The organism is Microbacterium sp. SORGH_AS_0454, assembly GCF_031453395.1.
Taxonomy (GTDB): domain Bacteria; phylum Actinomycetota; class Actinomycetes; order Actinomycetales; family Microbacteriaceae; genus Microbacterium.
Map to the genome: position 1 here is coordinate 1,743,850 of NZ_JAVIYS010000001.1, position 15,806 is coordinate 1,759,655.

The 15,806-nt window shown below is 71.2% G+C and carries 13 protein-coding genes and 1 pseudogene; 12 read left to right on the plus strand and 2 right to left on the minus strand.

The window, feature by feature from the left end; translation table 11 throughout:
* Nucleotides 1-520 precede the first annotated feature (520 nt).
* The 5 genes and pseudogenes from QE454_RS08085 (at nucleotide 521) to QE454_RS08105 (ending at nucleotide 6,753) form a co-directional block, all read left to right on the plus strand.
* Entirely contained in the window at nucleotides 521-1,783 is a 1,263-nt protein-coding gene (locus QE454_RS08085; RefSeq protein WP_307456256.1) for an extracellular solute-binding protein, read from the plus strand.
* 4 nt (nucleotides 1,784-1,787) lie between these two features.
* Nucleotides 1,788-2,735: a carbohydrate ABC transporter permease gene (locus QE454_RS08090; protein WP_210073286.1), complete on the plus strand. Its 948-nt coding sequence runs from the start codon at nucleotides 1,788-1,790 to the stop codon at nucleotides 2,733-2,735.
* Between the two features lie 11 nt (nucleotides 2,736-2,746).
* Nucleotides 2,747-3,644, plus strand: a pseudogene (locus QE454_RS08095) (carbohydrate ABC transporter permease).
* 105 nt (nucleotides 3,645-3,749) lie between these two features.
* A complete protein-coding gene (locus QE454_RS08100) occupies nucleotides 3,750-5,615 on the plus strand; it encodes a glycoside hydrolase family 3 protein (RefSeq protein WP_307456252.1) in 1,866 nt (621 codons plus the stop codon).
* 10 nt (nucleotides 5,616-5,625) lie between these two features.
* Nucleotides 5,626-6,753 carry a LacI family DNA-binding transcriptional regulator gene (locus tag QE454_RS08105; RefSeq protein WP_307456250.1) on the plus strand — a complete coding sequence of 376 codons (1,128 nt, stop codon included), beginning with the start codon at nucleotides 5,626-5,628 and terminating at the stop codon, nucleotides 6,751-6,753.
* Between the two features lie 231 nt (nucleotides 6,754-6,984).
* Here QE454_RS08105 and QE454_RS08110 read toward each other — a convergent pair whose 3' ends face one another.
* The gene (locus QE454_RS08110) at nucleotides 6,985-7,599 is read right to left on the minus strand and encodes an amino acid deaminase (RefSeq protein ID WP_307456248.1); all 615 of its coding nucleotides are present in this window, start codon (nucleotides 7,597-7,599) and stop codon (nucleotides 6,985-6,987) included.
* 124 nt (nucleotides 7,600-7,723) lie between these two features.
* Here QE454_RS08110 and QE454_RS08115 point away from each other — a divergent pair, with 124 nt between their 5' ends.
* Genes QE454_RS08115 through QE454_RS08140 form a run of 6 tightly spaced genes read left to right on the plus strand, consistent with a single transcriptional unit; the run spans nucleotide 7,724 to nucleotide 12,675 of the window.
* Nucleotides 7,724-8,410, plus strand: coding sequence for an HAD family hydrolase (locus QE454_RS08115; RefSeq protein WP_307456246.1), 687 nt, complete (start codon nucleotides 7,724-7,726; stop codon nucleotides 8,408-8,410).
* 25 nt (nucleotides 8,411-8,435) lie between these two features.
* The gene (locus QE454_RS08120; protein ID WP_307456244.1) at nucleotides 8,436-9,410 is read left to right on the plus strand and encodes a phosphate/phosphite/phosphonate ABC transporter substrate-binding protein; all 975 of its coding nucleotides are present in this window, start codon (nucleotides 8,436-8,438) and stop codon (nucleotides 9,408-9,410) included.
* A complete protein-coding gene (gene phnC / locus QE454_RS08125) occupies nucleotides 9,407-10,225 on the plus strand; it encodes a phosphonate ABC transporter ATP-binding protein (protein ID WP_210073300.1) in 819 nt (272 codons plus the stop codon). The genes QE454_RS08120 and phnC overlap by 4 nt, the downstream gene beginning before the upstream one ends.
* 38 nt (nucleotides 10,226-10,263) lie before the next feature.
* The gene (gene phnE / locus QE454_RS08130) at nucleotides 10,264-11,016 is read left to right on the plus strand and encodes a phosphonate ABC transporter, permease protein PhnE (RefSeq protein ID WP_307456243.1); all 753 of its coding nucleotides are present in this window, start codon (nucleotides 10,264-10,266) and stop codon (nucleotides 11,014-11,016) included.
* Entirely contained in the window at nucleotides 11,013-11,837 is an 825-nt protein-coding gene (gene phnE / locus QE454_RS08135; RefSeq protein ID WP_307456242.1) for a phosphonate ABC transporter, permease protein PhnE, read from the plus strand. The genes phnE (QE454_RS08130) and phnE (QE454_RS08135) overlap by 4 nt, the downstream gene beginning before the upstream one ends.
* A complete protein-coding gene (locus QE454_RS08140) occupies nucleotides 11,827-12,675 on the plus strand; it encodes a MurR/RpiR family transcriptional regulator (protein WP_307456241.1) in 849 nt (282 codons plus the stop codon). Before phnE (QE454_RS08135) ends, QE454_RS08140 begins: the two co-directional genes overlap by 11 nt.
* Before the next feature lie 139 nt (nucleotides 12,676-12,814).
* Here the strand turns inward: QE454_RS08140 and QE454_RS08145 are convergent, their stop codons facing one another.
* Complete coding sequence (locus QE454_RS08145; RefSeq protein WP_307456240.1) at nucleotides 12,815-14,341, minus strand: PucR family transcriptional regulator; 1,527 nt, start codon at nucleotides 14,339-14,341, stop codon at nucleotides 12,815-12,817.
* Nucleotides 14,342-14,432: 91 nt separating this feature from the next.
* Here QE454_RS08145 and gabT point away from each other — a divergent pair, with 91 nt between their 5' ends.
* On the plus strand, nucleotides 14,433-15,782 hold the full coding sequence (gabT, locus tag QE454_RS08150; protein ID WP_309668580.1) for a 4-aminobutyrate--2-oxoglutarate transaminase: 1,350 nt from the start codon (nucleotides 14,433-14,435) through the stop codon (nucleotides 15,780-15,782).
* The last annotated feature ends 24 nt before the right edge of the window (nucleotides 15,783-15,806 follow it).

A 15,806-nucleotide genomic window follows, 5' to 3' on the forward strand; every position in this document is an offset into this window, starting at 1 on the left:
GGCCCCTTGGGCGGCGTGTTGCCGCCGAGCTCCGCGAGACGGCACGCTGGCCGGGGTTGTCCGCCGTGCCGTCGAGCGGAGTTCAAGCTCGACGTGCCGACAGAGGAGGGTGCCGGGTGGTGTGTTGCCGCCGAGCTCCGCGGGACGGCACGCTGGCCGGCGTTGTCCGCCGTGCCGTCGGGCGGAGTCGAAGCTCGACGCGCCGGCAGAGGAGGGTGCCGGGTGGTGTGTTGCCGCCGAGCTCCGCGGGACGGCACGCTGGCCGGTGTTGTCCGCCGTGCCGTCGAGCGGAGTTCAAGCCCGACGCGCCGGCAGAGGAGGGCGCCGGGCGGCGTGTCGCCGCCGAACTCCGCCTGACGGCGCGCGGCGCAGGTGGACGGGCCGACGGGCCCACGGGCCCACGGGCCCACGGGCCGACGGCACCCAGCCCACGGGGTTGCACGGCAAAGGTTATGCGCTTAAACTCAACCGCGACGTGCAAGCGGCACCCGACGGCGGGTGCCTCGTTCGAGGAGGAACAATGAAGATCACCCGATGGAGCGCGGTGGCCGTGGTCGCCGCGGCCGCGATCGCCCTCACCGGTTGCGGGCGCACCTCCGACACCGGCTCCGGTGCCGCCGAAGCCTCGACGATCGGCGACGCCAAGGCCGAGGGCACGCTCACGATGTGGGCGATGGGTGCCGAGGGCGAGGCGCTTCCGGAGTTCGTGAAGAAGTTCGAGGATGCCAACCCCGGCGTGACCGTCGACGTCACGCCCGTGCCCTGGGACGCCGCGTACAGCAAGTTCCAGACGGCGATCGCCGGCGGCAACACCCCCGACCTCGCGATGGTCGGCTCGACGTGGATGGCCGATTTCGGCGACGCCCTGCAGACGGTTCCCACCGACCTGTCCACCGACGGGATCTTCCCCGGCGCGCTGGATTCCACCATGATCGATGACCGCGCGACCGGTGTGCCCTGGTACGTCGACACGCGCGTGCTGTACTACCGCACCGACATCGCCGCCCAGGCCGGATGGACCAAGGCTCCGTCGACGTGGGACGACCTCAAGCAGATGGCCGCCGACATGCAGTCCAAGGGGGGCGCCGACTACGGCATCCGCTTCCCCTCCGGCAACGACTCGTTCCAGGGCAACGTCTGGATGCCGTGGTCCAACGGTGCTCAGCTCGAGGACGGGTCGAAATGGACCCTCGACACCCCCGAGACCGCCGAGGCGTTCCAGTACTACCAGAGCTTCTACACCGACGGCATCGCCAACCCGGCCGCCGATCGCTCGGCCGGGGCGCAGGAGGCGGACTTCGTCTCGGGCAAGACCCCGATGCTCATCGACGGCCCCTTCCTCATCGGTCAGCTCGAGACGCTCGGCGGCGCCGGCTTCAGCGACAAGTTCACCACCGCGGTGCTGCCGGCCAAGGAGTCGTCGACGTCGTTCAGCGGTGGCGCCAACCTCGCCGTGTTCGACAACTCGAAGAACGCCGCGAGCGCGTGGAAGCTCGTCCAGTGGCTCACGCAGCCCGACACGCAGGCCGCGTGGTACGACGCCACCGGTGACCTCCCCGCTGTTCAGGATGCCTGGAAGGCCGACGCCCTCGCCTCGTCCAAGACGCTCGCCGCGTTCGGCACGCAGCTCGAGACCGCCAAATCGGTGCCCGCCGTCACGACCTGGGTGCAGGTCGCCGCGGCCGGCGACGCGATGCTCGAGAAGATCCGTCTCGGCCAGCAGTCCCCGGCCGACGGGTTGAAGGAGCTCCAGGCCACCGCCGACCAGCTGGGTCTGGGCTGAGGCCGTGACGCAGGCAGTCGTGGGCGCGACCGGGACGCGTCGTGCGCCCGGTCGCGCCCGCGCCGGCGGGGCGTCGAGCCGCCGTCGGCGCCAGGGATGGGTCGCGTGGGGCTTCGCCCTGCCGTTCGTCGCGGTCTTCGCGGTCTTCATGGTCGTGCCGATCGTGGGCTCGTTCGCGATGTCGTTCACGGACTTCACGGCCCGTGACATCCGCTCGCCGTTCTCGGTGAACTTCGTGGGACTCCAGCAGTACGCCGGGGTCCTCGGCGACCCTGTCTTCCTGACCTCGCTGGGCGTGACCGCGACGTTCGTCGTCGTCGGCATCCCGGTGACGATGGCGCTCGCGCTGGCTCTCGCCCTCGCGCTCAACGCCAGCAACGGCCGCATCGTCTCGGTGCTGCGGGTGGGCTTCTACGCTCCGGTCGTCACGAGCATCGTGGCCGTCGCGGTGGTGTGGCGCTACATCCTCCAGCCGGAGGGGCTGCTGAACTCGGCACTGGCCATCATCGGCATCCAGGGTCCGGACTGGCTCAACGACACCCGCACGGCGCTGCCGTCGCTCATCGCGATGGCCGTCTGGCGCAACGTCGGCACCCTCATGGTGATCTTCCTCGCCGGGCTCCAGGCCATCCCCACCGACGTGAAGGAGGCCGCCCTCATGGACGGCGCCTCGTCGTGGCGGCGCCTGACCTCGGTGACACTGCCGCTGCTGCGTCCGACGCTGCTGCTGGGCGCGGTGCTCATCTCGGTCGGGTTCCTGCAGTTCTTCGAGGAGGCCTTCGTGATGACCCAGGGCGGCCCGCTCAACTCCACCCTCTCGGTGGCGTACTACACGTTCAAGCAGTTCGGTTTCGGGCAGTACGGCGCGGCCTCGGCTGCGAGCTACCTGCTGTTCCTCGCGATCGCGCTGCTCAGCCTGGTGCAGTTCCGCGTGCTGCGCTCGAAGGATTGAGGGAGGATGCCATGACACTCACGTCTCCCGCGGCTCCGGCCGCCGCCGCCCAGACCGTCGAGCCGCCGCGCCGGCGCCGGTCGCCCGACCGCATGGCCCCGGGCCGGTTGCTCACCTACATCGTGCTCGTCATCGGCCTGCTCGTGTGGATCCTGCCCTTCGCCTGGATGCTGCTGGGCTCGGTCAAGACGCAGCGCGAGATCCTCCAGCGTCCGCCGACGTGGTGGCCGCAGCAGTTCACCTGGGACAACTTCGGCGCCTGGTTCGGGCAGCTGAACTTCGGTCAGTTCTTCGGCAACAGTGTCGTCGTGGCCTTGTTCACGGTCCTGGGCAACCTCGTGTTCTGCTCGATGGTCGGCTACGCGCTGGCGAAGATGGACTTCCCCGGCAAGAAGGCGCTGTTCGTCGTCGTGATGGTGACCCTGATGGTCCCACGGCGTGGTCACGTTCGTGCCGCTGTTCGTGATGGTGTCGTCGCTGGGTCTCGTCGACAGCTACGCCGCGCTCATCCTGCCGTTCGTCACGACCCCGCTGGGCGTCTTCCTCATGCGGCAGTTCATGCTCGGCATCCCGGACCCTCTGTTGGAGGCCGCGCGCATCGACGGTGCCGGTGAGCTGCGGATCTTCGCCCGGATCGTGATGCCGCTGTGCGGGCCGCCGCTGGCGACCCTCGGCATCCTGACCTTCCTCGCCTCGTGGAACAACTTCCTCTGGCCTCTCGTGGCGGCGCAGACCGAGGCGAAGTACACCCTGCCGGTCGCGCTTTCGCTGTACTCGACGGGCCAGAACGCCACCGACTACGGTCTGTTGCTGGCCGGTTCGGTGCTGGTCATCGCGCCCATCATCCTGCTGTTCGTCTTCTTGCAGCGCTACTTCATCCAGGGCATCGCTTCGACCGGCCTGAAGTGAGGCGCGGGCGGGCCCCTGTCACGGCGGCCCGCCCGGCCCCGTGTCGGCCCGCCCCCCCGAGCTCCGCCGCCGGCTCCTGCATCGGCGGCCTCGAAAGGACCCCCCATGACCTCCGCCCGCTTTCTCACCGCGCCCGACGGCACGCGCTTTCGCGACCTCAACGGCAACGGTGTGATGGACCCGTACGAGAACCCGACGCTCGGCGTCGACGAGCGCACCGACGACCTCCTCCAGCGCCTCAGCCTCGAAGAGAAGGTCGGTCTGATGTTCCAGACCGTCATCGAGGTCGGCGACGACGGCGAGCTCCTCGAAGCCCCGGGCAAGATCTCGAAGTCGCCCACGACCACGGTCGTGGTGCACAAGAACATGAACCACTTCAACGTGCACGCGATCCGCACCGCGCGTCAGGCGGCGACCTGGAACAACAATCTCCAGGCGCTCGCCGAGACCACACCTCACGGCATCCCGGTCACGATCAGCACCGACCCGCGTCACGCGTTCGTCGAGAACACGGGCGTCGCCTTCTCGGCCGGTCCCTTCTCGCAGTGGCCCGAAGGGCTGGGGCTCGCCGCCCTCGACGACGTCGACACCGTGCGCGAGTTCGCCGAGGTCGCGCGGCGCGAGTACGTCGCCGTCGGCATCCGCGCCGCTCTGCACCCGCAGATCGACCTCGCCACCGAACCGCGCTGGGGTCGACAGGCCCAGACCCTCGGACAGGATGCCGAGCGGGTCACCGCCTTCACCGCGGCATACCTGCAGGGCTTCCAGGGCGACGAGCTCGGACCCGACAGCGTCGCCTGCACGACGAAGCACTTCCCGGGCGGTGGACCCCAGCAGGGCGGTGAGGACGCGCACTTCCCCTACGGGCGCGAGCAGGTGTACCCCGGCGGCATGTTCGACTACCACCTCGAGCCGTTCCGCGAGGCGATTCGCCGCGGCACCGCCGCGATGATGCCGTACTACGGCATGCCGGTGGGACTCGAGGTCGACGGGGAGCCGATCGAAGAGGTCGGCTTCGGCTACAACCGGCAGATCGTGACGGGCCTGCTCCGCGAACAGCTCGGGTACGACGGCGTCGTCGTCACCGACTGGGAGCTCGTCAACGACAACCACGTCGGCGATCAGGTGCTCCCCGCTCGGGCGTGGGGCGTCGAGCACCTCACCGCGATCGAGCGCATGGAGAAGATCCTGGATGCCGGCAACGACCAGTTCGGCGGAGAGGAATGCGTCGAGATGCTCGTCGACCTCGTCCGTGCGGGTCGAGTGTCCGAGGAGCGCATCGACGCGTCGGTGCGGCGGTTGCTGCGGGTGAAGTTCCAGCTCGGTCTTTTCGACGACCCGTACGTCGACGTCGATGAGGCCGAGCGGGTCGTGGGCAATGCCGAGTTCCGCGCCCTCGGCGAGCGGGCGCAGGCGCGTTCGCTCACCGTGCTGGTGAACGAGGGGTCGATTCTGCCCCTCCGTCCCGCGGGGAACGTCTACGTCGAGGGCTTCTCGGTCGACGACGTGGCCGAGCTCGGGCGCGTGGTGGCCGACCCGGCCGAGGCCGACCTCGCCCTGGTCCGCATCGGCGCGCCGTTCGAGCCTCGCGACGACCTCTTCCTCGAGGCCTGGTTCCACCAGGGGTCGCTCGAGTTCGCGCCGGGCCTGGTCTACCGGTTGAACCAGATCGCGGCATCCTGCCCCCTCGTCATCGTGGTGAACCTCGACCGTCCCGCGATCCTCACACCGTTCGTGGGGCATGCCGCGGCCATCGTCGCCGACTACGGCAGCTCGGCGGCGGCGGTGCTCGATGCGCTCACGGGTCGTGTCGCTCCGCGGGGTCGGTTGCCGATCGAGATCCCCCGGTCGATGGATGCCGTGCGTTCCTCGCGCGAGGATGTACCGTCGGACAGCGGCGACCCCGTCTTCCCCGTGCATCACGGGCTGGAGCTCGAGGGCGCGATGGCGACGGTGTCGCAGAGGGGTTAGGGCCGATCCGATGACGGAGGAGCGGACGACGCGTCGACCGACCGTGTACGACGTCGCGCAGGAGGCGAGAGTCTCGATCGCGTCGGTGTCGTTCGCCTTCCGTCGCCCCGACAAGCTCAGCGACGCGACGCGCCAGCGGGTGCTCGACGCCGCTCGGCGGCTGGGATACGCCCCGAGCGGCGCCGCCCGCGGGCTCGCGCGCGGGCGCACCGGGATCCTCGGTCTGCACGCCTTCGACCTGCTGCTCGAGCGGGCCGACCCGCGGGCGCAACCCCTCAGCGGGATGCAGTCGCCGGCGCTCGACACCGGGGGAGTGATCGCCTGGGACCAGACCGACGACGACGTGCTGTCGGACCCCCGCGCCTTCCCGCTGTACGTCGACGAGGTCCAGCGCGGTTTCGAGCTGGAGTGCTGGGCGCTGGGACGACCGGTCATGCTCAGCAGTGGATCGGATGCCGATGTCTCGGTCGCCGACACCGTCGGCCGCGTCGATGGACTGGCGATCTTCCCGTCCCCCCAGACCGCCCCGACCCTGGCGCGGCACACACCGAGCATTCCGATCGTGCTCTTCAGCGCCGCCCCGGCCGACGATCCCCACCACCGCGTGCGGGTCGACAATGCGCGAGGGATGCGCGACCTCGTCGCCCACCTCGTCGAGGAGCACGCCGCGACCGACATCGCCTTCGTCGGGCGCCTCGAGGCGACGGATGCCGTGGAGCGTCGAGACGCGATGATCGCGGAGCTCGAGGCCCGCGGCATCCGCCCTCGTCTCGACTCCATCGACGCGACCGTGCGCGGCGAGGACGAGCTCGTGCCGCAGGTGCGCGCGCTCCTGGCCGAGGGACGGATGCCGCGGGCCTTCGCCTGCGCGACCGATCAGAACGCCTTCACCCTTCTCGACGTCCTGGCGGCGGAGGGGGTGCGAGTGCCGGACGATGTGATCGTGACCGGGTTCGACGGCACGCTCGGATCGCGCCTGACCACCCCGCCGCTGACGACGGTCCGCCAGCCGATGGAGGCGATGGGACGAGCCGCCGCGCGGATCCTCGCCGGAACGGCGGGCTCGCCGCCGGAGGGCGGGGCGTTCGACGTCGTTTTCGAGCCGCAGGTGCTGGTGCGTCGCAGCTGCGGCTGCTGAGGTTCAGGTCGTCGTCGACGGGGCGGTGGGGTGTGCCGTTGGGCGGAGTTCGTGGGTGACAGGCCGGTTCGGGATGCCGTGGCTGGGCGTGTTGGCCGGGGGTTCCGCGGGACGGTTCGGGGGCGGTGGGGTGTGCCGTCGGGCGGAGTTCGTGGGTGACAGGCCGATTTGGGATGCCGTGGTCCGGCGTGTCTGCCGTGGGTTCCGCGGGACGGTTCGCGACCGTTCGGCTCAGGCCGCGTTCCACCGCAGCCGCGGGGCGCCCAGATCCGCCCGTAACGCCCCGGGATCGGCGACCGGGAACATCGTGATGAGGAGTCCGTCGACCGCGTAGGCCAGAGCCGCGGTGCCCTCGGGCAGCGGGGCGCCGAGCGCGATGCGCGCGGTGCGGCCCTCGGCCTGCTCGGTCAGGGCATCTGGGCGGGCCAGCAACGCCGACGCGGCCGCGGTGGCGCGCGACAGGAGCGTCTGCGTGCCGGCCCACGGGGTGAACGCCCCGGCCTCGAGTCCGCACGCGCGTTCCAAGTCGCTCGTCACCCACCGCTCGCGTTTCAGGCCGTAGGGGGTGGGGGTGGTCGAGAGCAGATAACCGTAGACGTGCAGGACCCCGGCGTTGCCGATCGGCCACGTCGCCGCCAGGCCCGCACGGCGGTGCAGTTCGTCGAACAGGGCGAGGGGGAGCACCGCCGCCCCGACGTTCTCGTCGATCACCGTCGAGTGTCCCCACGCGGCGAAGCGGCCGGCCGCGCGATCATCGGCGAGCGCGGCGGAGAGCCAGGGGAGGGAGTCGATTGCGGCGACGGGGTCGGTGACCGCGAGGTGCGCGGCGGCGTCGAGGGTGTGCACCGCTCCACGCTAGGGCGGGCGCGGGGGCGCACAGGCACCGTTCATCCATCGTTTACACGATGTGGACATTACGTCCACATGTGACATGCATCATGGACGCAACGTCCACGACAGGAGTTCACCCGTGCCCCGCCCCGTCCTCATCTTCGACTTCGACGGCACCGTCGCCCTCGGCGACGGCCCCCTGTTGGCCTACGCCCGCGCGGTCGCCGTGCACACGGCATCCGCCGACGACTTCGTCTCGGCCGTCGCCGCTCAGCTCGCCGCTCCCGCCGACGGCGTCATCGACGGCTACGACGCCGTCCGTCGCCTCGCGCTCGAGGCCGACGTCGACGACACCGCTCTCGCCGCGGCGTACACGCGCAGCCGCACTCAGCTCGGCGGGCCAGACGCGCCGGTTTCGGCGGCCCCGGGGCTGGCGGACTTCCTCGCGCGGGTGGATGCCGAGCGCTTCCTCGTCACGAACGCCCCCTCCACCCGCCTCGACGAGGCGCTCTCCGCCATGGGCCTGGACGCACTGTTCGACCGCATCGTCACCGACGCTGCCAAGCCCGCAGGGCTCGAGGCCCTGCTCGACGATCTCGGCGACGGTGTCCCGGTGCTCACGGTCGGTGACGTGTGGCGCAACGACCTCGCGCCCGCCCACGCCCGCGGCCTCGATACCGCCCTGGTCGGCGGGTACCTCGATCCATCCGCCACTCCGACCTTCCGCGCCGACACCCTCGACGAGCTGCTTCCCGCGCTCGCCGCCTGGGTCGAGGCCGCCTCCGTCGACGCTCCCCCCGCCGCACACCTGTCGTCCCACGCCTGAATCCCACCCGAACCGCAGAGGAATCATGAACACTCGTCGCACCCGTCTCGCCGCGGCCTTCGCCGCCGCCGCCCTCGCCTCGATCGCCCTGGCCGGCTGTTCCGGCACCGCGGGCGCCGCCTCCGGTCCCGCCGCCGACCCGAGCTCGCTCGTGCTCGCGCTCGTCCCGTCGCAGGACCAGGCGAACCTCGTCGACACCGCGAAGCCCCTCACCGACATGCTCACCGAGAAGCTCGGCATCCCGGTCACCGGAGTCGTCTCGAAGGACTACCAGGCCGCCGTCGAGGCGATGGGCGCCGGTCAGGCGCAGATCGGGTTCCTGCCCTCGCTGCAGCTGTGGCAGGCGAACGACCGCTACGGCGCCTCGGTCGTGCTGCAGACCGAACGCAACGGCAACATCACCTACCCGGGCCAGTTCATGACGAACAACCCCGACAAGTACTGCGAGACCCCGATCGTCGAGCGCGACGGCATGTCGTTCTGCAACGGTGCCGACGCCCTGCACGGCCCCGCGGGTCTGGACAGCATCTCGAAGATCGCCGGTGCGAAGGTCGCCGTCCTCGGGCCCGGCTCGCCCGCGGGCTACATCTACCCGATGCTCGCGCTCAAGGAGGCCGGCGTCGACATCGACAGCGGCTTCCAGAAGGTTCCCGTCACGGCCAACGACGCCTCGGTGCTCGCGGTCTACAACGGCGACGCCGAGGTCGGCTTCAGCTTCTGGGACGCCCGCACCCTGGTGAAGAAGGACAAGTCGGACGTGGGCCAGAAGGTCGTCGTCTTCGGCCTGACCAACGAGATCCCCAACGACGGCGTGGCCGTGTCGAAGGACCTCTCGCCCGAGTTGCAGCAGAAGATCTCGACGGCGCTCGCCGACTACTCCGCGACCGACGAGGGCTCCGCCGCCCTCAAGGCCGTGTACTCGATCACCAAGCTCGCCCCGGCCGACCCCTCGTCGCTCGACGTGGTCGCTCGCGCCGCCCAGCAGCTCGGACTCCAGTGACGACCGGATCGCTCACCCCGGGCGTCGAGGCACTGGCCTCGGCGCCCTGGGGCATCCGTCTGGACGGCGTCTCGGTGCGATACCCCAACGGCACGGTGGGGCTCAAGGATGTCTCTCTCGAGATCGCGCCCGGCGAGCTGATCGCCGTCGTGGGGCTCTCGGGTTCGGGCAAGTCCACCCTGATCCGCACGATCAACGGGCTCGTACCCGCAACCTCGGGCGTGGTCGAGGTCGGCGGTCGACGTGTCGACGGCGCTTCGGGGCGCCGGCTGCGCGAACTCCGCGGGCACATCGGCATGGTGTTCCAGAGCTTCAACCTCGCCGGGCGCACCACGGTGCTCAACAACGTGCTGGTCGGTCGCCTCGCGCACACCCCGCTGTGGCGCACGCTGTTCGGGGCGTATCGCGAGGACGACCGCCGCTTGGCGTTCGAGGCTCTCGACCGCGTGGGGCTGCTGCCCAAGGTCTGGGACCGCGCGTCGGCCCTCTCCGGTGGGCAACAGCAGCGCGTGGCCATCGCCCGCGCGTTGACGCAGCAGCCGCGGATCGTCCTCGCCGACGAACCCGTCGCGAGCCTCGATCCGCCCACGGCCCGCGGCGTCATGGACGACCTGCGTCGCATCAACGAAGACCTCGGCATCACGGTGCTCGTGAACCTGCACCTTCTCGACCTCGCCCGCGAGTACGGCACGCGCATGATCGGCATGCGCGCCGGCGAAGTCGTCTACGACGGCCCCGCGGCATCCGCCACCGACGCCGACTTCGCGCAGATCTACGGCCGCTCGGTGACCGCAGCCGACAGGCTCGAGCGATGACGGTCCTCACCGTCCCCCCACGTCCGAAGGGGAGATGGATGCCATGGACCGCCGCGGCGATCGTCGTCGCGGTGACCGTCTTCATGTGCCTGCCGGGGGTCGGGGTGGGCCTCGACGTCGCCGCGATCGCGCGCAACTGGCAGCAGGGCGCGCTCCGGATCGGCGAACTGCTAACCCCGGACTGGTCGTTCTTCCCGCGCACCGTCGGTCCGATCCTCGAGACGCTGCAGATGGCCGTGATCGGCACGGCGGTGGGGGCGGCGATCTCTCTGCCGGTGAGCTTCTGGGCTGCCCGGCCGACGAACCCCTTCACCCCGGCGCGGGCGGTGGTGCGCGGCATCCTGAACGTCATCCGCGCCGTGCCCGAGCTCGTGTACGCGGCGGTGCTCGTCGCGATGGTCGGGGTGGGGGCTCTTCCCGGCATCCTGGCGCTCGTGCTGTTCAACGTCGGCATCATCGTCAAGCTCGTCTCGGAGTCCATCGACGCGACCGACCTCGGCCCCCTCGAGGCGGGACGGGCCGCGGGGGCGACGCAGACGCAGATCAATCGCGCGATCGCCCTCCCCGACACCTGGCCCGCGTTCGTGTCGCAGACGCTCTACGTGTTCGAGCTGAACGTGCGCGCCTCGACCGTGCTGGGCCTGGTCGGCGCGGGCGGTATCGGTCTGCTCATCGACGCCGTCCGCACGTTCTACCGCTACGACCAGCTGTCGCTCGTCATCGTCGAGATCCTCGTGATCGTCGTCGTGCTCGACACCGTCAGCGACGCGATCCGCCGGAGGCTCGTATGACCGCCCTCGCCCCCGCACGCCCCGCGACGCTTCTCGTGCCGCCCCGCCGGCGGCGCCCCCTGCGCACCCTGTCGTGGGTCGTCGTCAGCGTCATCGCCATCGCCGCGTTCTGGTCCGCCGACATCGCGTGGTCGCGGCTGGGCGAGCTGCCCGCCGAGATCGCGCGCTACCTCGGGCTGATGTTCGCCTCGCCGAACTGGGCGAAGCTCCCCGAGGCGCTCTGGCAGACCTGGCGCAGCGTCGAGATGGCGTGGATCGGTACGGTCCTCGGCATCCTGATCGCCACCCCCCTCTCGCTGATCTCGGCGCGCGGGTTCGGACCGGCGCCCGTGCGCGCGGTGCTGCGCTTCGTCTTCTCTCTCGTGCGGGCGGTGCCCGAGCTCGTGTTCGCGATCATCATCCTGTCGGTGACCGGCCTCACCCCGCTGACCGGGGCGCTCGCCCTGGCGATCGGCGGCGTCGGCACGCTCGGCAAGTGGGGCTACGAGGCCGTCGAGAACGTCTCGCCCGGTCCCATCGAGGCCGCTCGCGCCGCGGGAGGCTCGACCGCGCAGGTGCTCCGCTGGGGTGTCTGGCCCCAGGCCTCGCCGACGTTCCTGTCGTTCTGGCTGTACCGTTTCGAGATCAACGTGCGCGCCTCGGCCGTGCTCGGTCTGATCGGGGTCGGCGGGATCGGCGACATGCTCACCTCCTACACCCAGTACCGTGAGTGGTCGACGGTCGGGATGCTCCTGATCGTCGTGGTGATCGTCACCGTCGCCATCGACGCGGTCTCGGGCCGCATCCGCCGCCGCATCATGGAGGGTCCGCGTGTCCGCTGAGGTCCCCGTGACCGCCCGCATCGCGGCCGTCCGCAACTCGCTGCAGCCGAGCGAGCGCCGCGTCGCCGACCTCATCGTCGACGATCCGGATGCCGTGATCGAACTCACCGCGCAGCAGATCGCCGACCGTGTCGGGGTGGGGCGATCCACCGTCGTGCGTGCGTGTCAGACCTTCGGCTACCGCGGCTACCCGCAGTTGCGCGTGGCGCTCGCCGCGGAACGCGGACGCCGCGCGGTGCCCCCGGTCGCCGAGGACGGCGCGCTCGGCGGCATCCGTTCGACGATCGACCGCATCGCCGACGACCTCCGCACCGCCACGAGCCTGCTGGACGCCGACGGGGTCGACGCCGCGGTGGATGCGGTGGTGGGCGCTCGACGCCTGCTCGTCGTGGCGAGTGGGCTGTCTGCTCCGGTCGCCACCGATCTCGCGATGCGCCTGACCGCCGTGGGGCGCCCGGCCGAGACGCTCGGCGACCCGATCGGCCAGCAGATCGCGGCTCGCCACCTCTCGACCGACGACGTCTGCGTCGTGATCAGCGGTTCGGGCGCCAACGAGGCGAGCCTGCGGGCGGCGTCGGCGGCGCGCGCGGCCGGGGCGCGCGTGATCGCGCTGACCTCGTTCGTCGCGTCCCCCCTGACCGAGCGCGCCGACCTGTCGCTCGTGCTCGCCTCGGGCGGGACGTTCCGCGACGAGCTCGAGCACACCTCGCGCATCGCCCACGCGGTCTTCGCTGAGGCGTTCGTCGACGCCGTCGCTCGCGCCCGGGCGGGCGATGCCGACCTCGCTCGCGAGCGCGTGCTCGAGATCCTCTCGGACAACCTCGGCGACGCCGGCTGAGGCTCGGCCCCGCGGCATCCTGTTCCGCCGTGGGCTTTCCGTGCCGTCGCGCGGAGACGGCGGTCGACACGCCGATTCGGGATGCCGGCGCCCGGCGTGTCGGGCACGGACTCCGCCCGACGGCCCGGGCCCGGCACCGCTACTGCGCGAGCCGCAGCGCCGTCCAGACCTCCGCCCGGACGGCGAACGACGACAGGTCGCGGCCGAGTACGCGCTCGGCCTGCGCGATGCGCGCGCGGACGGTATGGCGATGGATGCCGAGGGCGTGGGCCGTCGCCTCGTGCGAGCAGTCGTGGGCGAGCCATGCGTCCAGGGTCTCGAGCAGCGCGGAGCCCTGTGCCTCGTCGTGTGCGCGCAGGGGAGTCAGGGCGCCCGCCGCGACGCTGCGCGCGGCCTCGGAATCGAGGGCGGCGAGCAGCCCCGCCCGTGCCGTGTCGGCGAAGTCGGCGACCCCGGGGGTCGAGAGGCGCTCACGCGCCGTGCGCGCTTGCGCGAGGGCGCTCGAGAACGCGTCGTATCCGGTGGGGGCGGAGCACCCCACGACGATCTCGAAGCGGTCGGCGATCTCATCGAGCAGAGCTCGTCCCGCGGTGGGCACGACGATGACCAGTCCGTCGTCTCCGCGGCCGAAGAACACCTCGCCGCGTCCCTCCTGGGTCCGCGTCTCGAGCCACTCGCCGAGGGCGGCGGAACGTGAGGCCGCGGTCGGGGTCAGCGCGACGAGCACCGGGGCCGAGGGGAGGGGGCCGAACAGATCGCGCGACGCGCGACGCGCCAGGGTCGGATCGTCGGTGCCGAGCGACTGCACGAGTCCCGCACGGAAGGTGCCGATCGCGCGGCCCAGTCCGTCCTGCTGCTCGAGGGCGAGGGCTGCCATCGCCACGACGGCCGTGACGACGCTTCGCGCCTCGTGGTCGAGATCGTCGGCGGCGATCACGAGGGCTCCGCGCAGGTGCCCGCCCCGGCCGAGGGTCTGCACGCTCACCGGGGTGTCGGCGACCCGGAGGGCGGAGCCCGCTCGCGTGCCGCGGCGCAGCATCGTGGTCACCTCGGCCGTCACGGCCTCGATCACCGGGGCGGCGAGGGAGCCGGCGGGGTGGGCGGTGCGCAAGGCTCCCGCGGCGTCGAAGAGTGCGACCCAGCAGCCGAGTTGCCGCGAGAGCTCCGCCAGCGTGGCGGTGAGCCCGTCGGGGCGGAGGGCGGCGAGCGAGACGGCGCGCTGGGCGGCGAGCGACCAACTGCGCCGGGCGTAGGCGTCGGCGGCGATGGCTTCGGCTCCGGCTCGGGCGACGGCGATGAAGGGGGTGCGGTAGGGCACCTCGAACAACGGCATGCCCGCGGACAGGCACGCCGCCGCCAGCCCCGCCGGGATGCCGTCGCGCACCACCTCGGTGCCGAACCCCAGAGCCCGTACACCGCGGGCGAGCAGGCGGCCCACGTACGCCGGGTAATCGGCCGTGTCGACGAACTGCGTCCCCGTCGTCAGCAACACGAGACCCTCGCTGAGGAACGGCGTCGGATCGATGAGATCGCTGGAGTGCACCCACCGCACCGGGCGGTCGATGCTCCCGGGTGCGAGCTCGTCCTCACCGGTGACGAGGCGCAACCGCAGATCGCGTCGAGAGAGGAGGGCCCGCAGGCTCGGCGGGGCGGCGGTGTCGACCATGGCGGCTCCTGTACGACTCGTATACGACGCTGCCTGCGACTGTACATGGAGGAGAGTGCGGGCTCTGTCGCGGCGTCCGTAGCATCGCGCCATGAGCCTCGACATCCTCCCCCTCGTCGGCGGTCCGTCCCTCGCCCAGGAGCGCCGCCTCGTCACCGCCATCCCCGGCCCCCGCTCGCAGCAGCTGCTGGACCGTAAGGCCGCCGCCGTGGCATCCGGTGTCGGTCACACCGTCCCGATCCAGGCCGTCGCCGCGGGTGGGGGAGTCGTCGTCGACGTCGACGGCAATTCGCTCATCGACCTCGGCTCGGGCATCGCCGTCACCAGCGTCGGCAATGCCCACCCGGCCGTGGTCAAGGCCGTGCAGGAGCAGGTCGCGGCCTTCACCCACACGTGCTTCATGATCTCGCCGTACGAGTCCTACGTCGCCGTCGCCGAGGCCCTCAACCGCCTCACCCCCGGCGACCACGAGAAGAAGAGCGCCCTGTTCAACTCGGGAGCCGAAGCGGTCGAGAACGCGGTGAAGATCGCCCGCAAGTTCACCGGTCGCCAGGCCGTCGTCGCCTTCGACCACGCCTATCACGGCCGCACCAACCTGACGATGGCGCTGACGGCCAAGAACATGCCGTACAAGAGCGGCTTCGGCCCCTTCGCCGCCGAGGTGTACCGCGCACCCCTGTCGTACCCCTTCCGCGACGGGCTCTCCGGCCCCGAGGCCGCGGCCAAGGCCATCTCGCTGATCGAGAAGCAGGTCGGCGCCGACAACCTCGCCGCCGTCATCATCGAGCCCATCCAGGGCGAGGGCGGCTTCATCGTCCCCGCCGACGGATTCCTCAACGCGATCGTGGACTGGTGCCGCGACAACGGCGTCGTCTTCATCGCCGACGAGGTGCAGTCGGGTTTCGCGCGCACCGGCGCGATGTTCGCGAGCGAGCTGTTCGGCATCGTCCCCGACCTCGTCACCACCGCCAAGGGCATCGCCGCGGGCCTCCCGCTCGCGGCCGTCACCGGTCGCGCCGACATCATGGATGCCACCCACACGGGCGGACTGGGAGGCACCTACGGCGGTAACCCGATCGCGTGCGCCGCGGCTCTGGCATCCATCGACGCCTTCGAGAACGAGGGACTCGTCGAGCGCGCTCAGCAGATCGGCGAACTCCTGAAGGGGCGCCTGCACGAGCTGCAGCAGAACGACCCGCGCATCGGCGACGTGCGTGGACACGGCGCGATGATCGCCGCCGAGTTCGTCGACCCCGTCACGGGCGCACCCGACGCCGCCCTCACCGCGGCCGTGGCGAAGGCCGCGATCGCCGAGGGCGTCATCGTGCTCACCTGCGGCACCTACGGCAATGTGATCCGCTTCCTCCCGCCGCTGTCGATCGGCGACGACCTGCTCGACGAGGGCCTCGACGTCGTCGCGGCCGCCCTCGCGCGCAACTGACGAACGCCCCGACGGCGGCGTCGA